This is a genomic window from Sphingomonas sp. STIS6.2 (assembly GCF_000732685.2).
GTDB lineage: Bacteria > Pseudomonadota > Alphaproteobacteria > Sphingomonadales > Sphingomonadaceae > Sphingomonas > Sphingomonas aerolata.
This window is the reverse complement of record NZ_JPDP02000059.1, coordinates 3,883-10,560: the sequence shown is the minus strand read 5'-3', so window position 1 is coordinate 10,560 and position 6,678 is coordinate 3,883. Positions and strand designations below refer to the sequence as shown.

Genomic DNA, 6,678 nt, shown 5'->3' with positions numbered 1-6,678 from the left:
CGGTAAATCGGCCTCGCCGCATCACTCGTCTCCATCTGACGAGCTAACTTACCAATGGCATGAATTCTGGGGAGCAGGTCAGGGGGCACCCAGTGTCGTTCGATCCCAATCGAACGCACGCACCGCCGCGCCCATTTCTCCGCCGTCCTGTAGAAAGCTAAGCATCGCGTTCCCTGTGCCTTTCATAACGCTTTAACCGTGCTGGCAGTCCCTCGCTATCTCGAAACGTGGGCACGACGCTCTCGTTTGGCAGTCCTGCATGGTGCCTTTCGGCAATCATCAGCCACCTGATTTGGTCAGGATGAAAGCCAGCAGGAAGCCGACCACGGCGATCAATCCGCTGTAGTCATGTGTCGCCTCGGTTGCCTCAGGGATCATGGTATCAACCAGCATGGCGAGGATTGCTCCTGCAGCAACCGCCGTCACGGCCGCGATAATATCTGGTCCTGCAGTAGCCAAAGCCACGTTGCCAAGCATCGCGGCAAGTCCAGATGCCAGCGCGATACCGATCCACACACCAAACACGTATCGTGCACTTCGGCCGGCCTTCTTCATGCCGGCAGCACTCGAAAGCCCCTCGGGCACGTTCGACAGAAAGATGGCAGCAACGGTGACGGTGCTAACACCTGTACCACCGAGCAGACTCACGCCAATGACAACGGACTCTGGGATACCATCAAGCAGTGCGCCCACGGCGATCGCGAGGCCACCGCCGCTGTCGGCACCCGGTTGGCTCTCATCAACGTTCGATCCCGATCGCTTACGATGCCGCGCACCCTTTTTGGAGATTGCGATATTGGCGATCGTGTACACCAACGCTCCGCCTAGAAAGCCGATGGCGGTGGAATCGAACCCACCCCGTTGAAAGGCTTCATCCATCAGGTCGAAGGCGACTGCAGAGATTAGAACGCCTGAACCGATCGCCATGATACCGGCAATGAGACGCTGCGGCAGCGTCACGAACCAGGCAATGGTTGCACCGAGTATCAACGCCGACCCACCGACAAAGCCCCAGAACCCTGCTTCAATCATACTTGGGCACCTTATCCCGCCTTAATGAGCCAACAACCACCGAGACAGAAAACATGTCCGCCAGCCGGAAAACGCCCTTTGCGCCCGTTTGAGGTTCGATATATTGCCTAGACTGGTAAGTTTTCTGAAAATTCTAAGCGCGCAAACGGGTATCTATTGTAAACGGCTTTCTTATGGCAAAACGCAAATTCGTTTAAAAACCGGGATTTACGCTTCTATATTTTTGCGAAGCCAAAACAGTTTGACCGATTGGCATCATTGACAAACGAAAATCCGTTTTTGGCAACGCATCCGCAAACCTTCTCAGTCGTTACTCAAGATACAAAACAAGAAGCGACGGGGATGTAATGCTGGTAGGACATTCGATATCAAATGCCTGCGGGCACATCCTCGCCGTTGATCACGATATCTGCGAACTCCTGCATCGATCAGAGGCCGAACTGATCGGCATGTCGTACACCCAGATAACCCACCCCGATGACGTTACCTGGAACGCATCTCTCGTCGATAAGCTCGAAGCAAGCGGAGGGCCGCTTACCATCCGGAAGCGATATCTCCGCCCTAACGGTCCAGCAGTTTGGAGCGATGTGCAGGTATCCCGCCTACGAAGCGGCCTCGACGAGGGAAGACTTGTAGGTACGATTAATCGAGTTGACCTTAAAACTGTCAAGCTATCACCAGAAATGCTCTGGCGGTCGGCCTGTAGGAGGGAGCATGCCCTACGATCGCGCCGTACAGAACTAGGCGATGACCTGTTTAGCGACTATGCCTGGCTCATATTGTTGCAGTTCTATAAGGCCGAAGCAGAAGGAACTTGTATCAGCCTTAGCCAGATGTCTTTTCGTACCGGTTGCCGAGAACCCAGTCTCGCTCGTTGGCTAAAAGCCCTTGAAGAGAAAAAGCTCATTGACCGCTTTAAATCCAAAGTCTGTGCTGGTCAGCTAACCTCTACTGGCATTGCAAAAATTGAAAAGCTGTTGGAAGAAACGTCTAGCGATTAGCGAACTTCGATTTCTTCATTCAAAAGATGCAAAGCTTGCTCAAGATGCGTTGCCGGTAGTGTGATACCGGCCGCATGAAGCAGCAGAAGCGCTTCACGCATGAGGGCGCACGCCCGAGCAACACCAGCTGATTCATCTTCGTTTGCCATGAAGCGGTTTTGCAAAACTGTGCTGTGGGTTAAAAGTGAAATTCCTGTCACGTTCTCAAATTATCGAGCCTGCCGAACATAGCGATAGGCTTACGACCAGAGCGGATCGTCAAAGCGAATGCGCCAGAAGCTCGTCTTTGCACCCTCGACGCCAAAATCGTTGTCGTTGACCAGCAGCAGATCGGTTGGCGACAAGAATGCTATTCCTTCGAGATCAGCGCTCATTTCGGGGATGTCGTCACTGCTGAACAGCAGATGTTTGGCAAGAACGGGAAGCGCCAAGTCGTTCGCAGCGCTCATCTCCTCGAGCGTGGGCCTGGTACGGATGTCCAGATGCTCCGGCTGCAAGATTGATTGCGGATCTAGTTCCACACGGTACAATTTGGTTGTAGCCGATCCGCGCTCCAGTACGAGGAGGCCGTTGTCCGGTATCCATGCAATCTCGCTAACCTTAATGTCTTCGCGTCCGAATTGCCCGAGCATCCTGTCACGTCGAAAGCTTTTTGGGCGGTCCAGCGGGTACAGATATTGATCGGTGACTTCGCCCGTTTCCGCATTCAGTCGCCAGAAACGAACATGGCGTGCCCGACGGTGTGCGTCCTCGTCGGGATGAGCCAGCGGGCTTTGGAACGCAAGAAACAACGACCGTTCGTCACCCGATAGAGTGAGTGCCTCGAACCCGCGGTTGATCTGCCGGCGTGCCGCGATCGCAGGAAGACCAGGTTCGCCACCTTCGATGCCAGCATGATCAACCCTCCGTGGCACCAGTCGGTGAACGATACGCCCCTCGGCGTCTACCCAAACCAGTGCTGGTGCGAACTCATCGCCTATCCAGAAACCACCCGATGCAAGCGCGGCGATACCCTCGGTATCGAGGCCTAGCTGTGATGGACCGATTGGTTGGCCCTGGATGTCAAATACCGGCTCAAGCACGACATGCCCGCTGCTGGCGTCCGGAAGGCCAAGAACAGGATGGCCGCTCTCATCAACCAGTCGAATGGTGCGGAGGAGCGTCACCGTGTCGCCGTCGATTTGCAACTCAGCGATTGTAGGGCCGATTGCAGGATCCGGCATGATCTTGGCACCGGGAACGTCGGCAAGTGGAGCGAGCAGATCCAAGCCATAACGCTCCATCGCAATCTTCACCTTCAGGTTCGGCCCCCGATCGCAGACCGCCCAGACCCGGCCTGGAGGATCCCCAGCTCGTGTTGTCAGTCCGGAGCCGAAACTCGCACGAAGCGCCAGCTGTCCCCGAGGCGTCGGGATGGTACCGAGCGACGTATCGGTCCAATCAAGACGGCTGACCGCATAACTCATGTCTATTTCCATTTGCCTCGTAACGCCGGTCCAATTGACTTCTGCGTCGCGCATTTACCGAAATGTCGGCGAGAAAGGGGCATCTAGAGTGCGGTTAGCCGACGCCCAATTTCCGGCAACGTCAGTGCCTCTATATCTGGCTTGCGCATAACTCGCGAGTAAGGGCGGTCCGCAGCAAGGTACGCGGTGACAAGGCCTGCTGAGGCAGCACCGTTTATATCCCACGGGTGGGCCGCCACGAGCGCCAGCTCTGCGCGGTCAACGCCAGCCTTTTGCGCGGCGTGGGCATAGACTTCGCCCCGTGGCTTTGCGAGCTTGATCTCGTCGACGGATACGACCTCTTGAACCAGGTCAATCAATCCAGAACGCTCCAGCAATGCCCTGGTAGCACTCTTGGCGCCGTTCGATAGCGCCATCACGGGAATGCCGACGTCTGCGAGAAGCAAGAACGCTTCTCGGACTCCATCACGGGCATCAAGCGTTTCTAACTTCTCTAAAAGCGCCTTGCGCTCATCGGCGGGGGCATCCAGTCCTTGTTCAGCCAATACGCCGTCCAGAGTTGCCTCCAATACTGTCTTGAACGGCGCGAAGTCCCCGACGGCCGCCATTGCGAAGGCATCGCGGCACCCAGCGGCAAACCACCCCTCTAATCCTGCGGGCGGAAGGCCTAGCGCAACAATAGAGGGGCGAAGCGGCTCCAAGGGAAAGACGGTGCCGATAATGTCAAACGCCACCATCTTAGGCCGTTTTGGGCCGCTCAAACCTAGCATATTCGTCCTCTCACCGGGGCCTACGCAGCCGCAACCTTGCCTTCGAGATCGCCACGTTCGTGATCATGGACAAGCTTGGTCAACGACGGTTCGTCCATCTCAACCAGAACGTCCGCCAACCGGTCGCTTGGCTGCGCAGCGGGTGCAAACGAGGGGCCGTAAATCTTGCGCAGCGTACTCACCAGCGTGTTGCCATGCTTACGGCTGATTTCGCCATTCTTGTCACGATGACGCCCATGAAGGCCCGGCTGTTGCATTGATAGACTCCTTCCAAACAAGCCGAACGGATGCCGTCATGGCGCGTTCCTTCGGCGAAACAGAGGGCCATGGAACGGAGCCATTTGAAGCAGCTGCGGGCATCCTCCATAACTACCGCTGGTCCGCGTTGCCGCCCTGATCCTCATCTGTCCCGGACCTGCAACGGGATCGGCTCACCGCAGCAGCATCATACGGTCCCCATGGAAGTGAAGGCGGAGCCCGGACGCTCGTCCTTCGTTAGCATTCAATGATTGGCAGACTTTCCAAAGCCGGTGATGTTCGGACCGCGGCGCGACAGGCCATGACGGACGCACTCGCCACTTTCGGACGCGAAGGTCCGATCGTTGTTCTCAGCCACTTTGATGCCGACGGACTTTCTGCCGCAGCGATCCTTGTGCGCGCCCTTCGCCAGGCTGGCTGGAACAGTGAGCCGCTTGTGATTGGAAAGACGGGATCGCCATGGGAAGTCGAGACCCGTGATCGCATTGCCGCACTCAAGCCCGCTGGATTGATCGTGGCAGACCTTGGAACGCGGTCCGAACCGGTGCTGCCAGGCTGCCCAACGCTGGTCGTCGACCACCACGTTCCGACCGGCGAACCGCAAGATGCGGTGACGATTAGTGGTAACGGGCTCAATCCCGAGCCAACTACTGCTCTATTGGCGTGGTGGGCAGCCCATGCGCTCGGCGAGCAACCCGATCTGTTATGGCTCGCGGCAATCGGCCTCATCGGCGACATGGCAGATGGGCTCGGCTTTCCTGAACTCGAGGAGGCTCAAGCCCGCTGGGGCAAAACCGCGTTACGCGACGCGACATCGCTGATCAACGCGCCGCGCCGGACCGCGTTGGCCGACGCCGGACCGGCGCTACGCCTGCTGCTCACTGTGGACGGTCCTAAGAGGATCACCAAGGGCGACGACGCCGACGCGCTGGCACTGCATGCTGCCAAGGCAGAGGTACGGGCGGCAATGGACGAGGGCAAGCGCGCCGCGCCACTCGTCATGGGCGACGTGGCGCTGATCGGCCTGAACTCACCTTGCCAGATCCACCCGCTGATCGCGCAGCAATGGCGCGGTCGGCTGAAAGACAAGATCGTGATCGCCGCGAACCGCGGTTACCGGCCCGGCTGGGTGCATTTCGCCGCCCGATCGGCCAGCGGGCGTGACCTTATCAGTTTCCTTGCTGAGCACCGACCGGACGGCGCCGATGGGCGGTATGGCAACGGCCATGCCCAGGCGACTGGTGGCGCGTTGCCGATCGCAGTCTGGAACGCGTTCATTGCAGACCTCGGTCTGCCTCAAGCACAGGTAAAAGCATGACCGGCAACGATCGTCCCTTACGCCTCGGCTTTCCCGTCAAAGTGATGGGCAAGCCAGACCTAAAATCGCAGGATACGCGGCGTTGGCAAAAGAACCCGCATCTGAAATGCTCCCTTGAGCTGCTTGATCACGTGCTCGATTATCTCAAATCCGAGAAGCTCGACATGTACCGGCTATCATCGGACATTGCGCCTTACGCCACCCACCCTGACATGCCGCAGTTTCATTCCATGGTCGCAGACAGCGATGCCGAGCTTCGCGCGTTCGGCGCGAAGGCCAAGGCGTATGATATCCGGCTGTCATTCCACCCGTCGCAATACGTGCTTCTAAACGCGCCTAACCCGGAACTGACGAAGAAGAGCATCTGGGATCTGTCCAGCCAGGCCGAGATGCTCAACCGGATGGAGCTCGACGACGAAGCGGTGATGATCACCCATGTCAGCGGTGTGTACGACGATCACGAGGCAAGTCGCGCCCGTTGGATCGAAGGGTGGGAGCAATGTCCCGAGCATGTCCGGCGCCGGCTGGTGCTTGAGAATGACGACATCCGCTTCTCAGCGGCCGACGTGCTCTGGATCCATGAGCGTACCGGCGTGAGGCTTATTTTCGATTATCAACACATGTGGTGCCTTAACCCCGAACGGTTGGACATGCGCGAAACGCTGGAACGCTTCCTGGCAACCTGGCCCGCGGGAGTGCGGCCCAAAATCCATTTCTCGTCGCCGCGCACCGAGCTTCGCGAGATCAAACAGAAGATCACGCCCAAGGCGCGGGCGGCTGCGATCGCCGGAACGGCAAAGGCGAAAAAAGGTGAACTGCTTAAGGCGCCGGTC

8 protein-coding genes are annotated in these 6,678 nt (G+C 57.9%); 3 read left to right on the top strand and 5 right to left on the bottom strand.

Annotated features, from left to right (window positions below):
- Positions 1-279: 279 nt before the first annotated feature.
- On the bottom strand, positions 280-1,032 hold the full coding sequence (locus tag sphst_RS10710; protein WP_031393016.1) for a ZIP family metal transporter: 753 nt from the start codon (positions 1,030-1,032) through the stop codon (positions 280-282).
- 347 nt (positions 1,033-1,379) lie between these two features.
- Here sphst_RS10710 and sphst_RS10705 point away from each other — a divergent pair, with 347 nt between their 5' ends.
- The gene (locus sphst_RS10705) at positions 1,380-2,033 is read left to right on the top strand and encodes a PAS domain-containing protein (protein ID WP_107045532.1); all 654 of its coding nucleotides are present in this window, start codon (positions 1,380-1,382) and stop codon (positions 2,031-2,033) included.
- On the opposite strand, the gene sphst_RS20485 is transcribed toward sphst_RS10705, so the two are convergent.
- From sphst_RS20485 to sphst_RS10690, 4 genes are all read right to left on the bottom strand, one after another.
- On the bottom strand, positions 2,030-2,233 hold the full coding sequence (locus sphst_RS20485; RefSeq protein ID WP_159043576.1) for a hypothetical protein: 204 nt from the start codon (positions 2,231-2,233) through the stop codon (positions 2,030-2,032). The two genes, sphst_RS10705 and sphst_RS20485, sit on opposite strands and share 4 nt — an antisense overlap.
- A gap of 39 nt (positions 2,234-2,272) precedes the next feature.
- Complete coding sequence (locus sphst_RS10700; RefSeq protein WP_159043575.1) at positions 2,273-3,499, bottom strand: esterase-like activity of phytase family protein; 1,227 nt, start codon at positions 3,497-3,499, stop codon at positions 2,273-2,275.
- 83 nt (positions 3,500-3,582) lie between these two features.
- A complete protein-coding gene (locus tag sphst_RS10695) occupies positions 3,583-4,236 on the bottom strand; it encodes an HAD family hydrolase (RefSeq protein WP_199848952.1) in 654 nt (217 codons plus the stop codon).
- A gap of 53 nt (positions 4,237-4,289) precedes the next feature.
- Positions 4,290-4,526 (bottom strand): hypothetical protein, encoded by a 237-nt coding sequence (locus tag sphst_RS10690; protein ID WP_031393013.1) that lies wholly within the window; start codon positions 4,524-4,526, stop codon positions 4,290-4,292.
- Between the two features lie 302 nt (positions 4,527-4,828).
- Between sphst_RS10690 and sphst_RS10685 the strand changes: the two genes are divergently transcribed.
- Together sphst_RS10685 and uvsE are read left to right on the top strand one after the other, a co-directional pair.
- Positions 4,829-5,845: a DHH family phosphoesterase gene (locus sphst_RS10685; protein ID WP_051916185.1), complete on the top strand. Its 1,017-nt coding sequence runs from the start codon at positions 4,829-4,831 to the stop codon at positions 5,843-5,845.
- On the top strand, positions 5,842-6,678 hold an 837-nt coding region (gene uvsE / locus sphst_RS10680; RefSeq protein WP_107045531.1), incomplete at its 3' end, for a UV DNA damage repair endonuclease UvsE. The genes sphst_RS10685 and uvsE, both read left to right, overlap by 4 nt.

Coding starts and splice junctions, on each gene's coding strand:
- sphst_RS10710 (WP_031393016.1), bottom strand. CDS start 1,032: ATGATTGAAGCAGGGTTCTGGGGCTTTGTCGGTGGGTCGGCGTTGATA.
- sphst_RS10705 (WP_107045532.1), top strand. CDS start 1,380: ATGCTGGTAGGACATTCGATATCAAATGCCTGCGGGCACATCCTCGCC.
- sphst_RS10700 (WP_159043575.1), bottom strand. CDS start 3,499: ATGAGTTATGCGGTCAGCCGTCTTGATTGGACCGATACGTCGCTCGGT.
- sphst_RS10695 (WP_199848952.1), bottom strand. CDS start 4,236: ATGGTGGCGTTTGACATTATCGGCACCGTCTTTCCCTTGGAGCCGCTT.
- sphst_RS10690 (WP_031393013.1), bottom strand. CDS start 4,526: ATGCAACAGCCGGGCCTTCATGGGCGTCATCGTGACAAGAATGGCGAA.
- sphst_RS10685 (WP_051916185.1), top strand. CDS start 4,829: ATGACGGACGCACTCGCCACTTTCGGACGCGAAGGTCCGATCGTTGTT.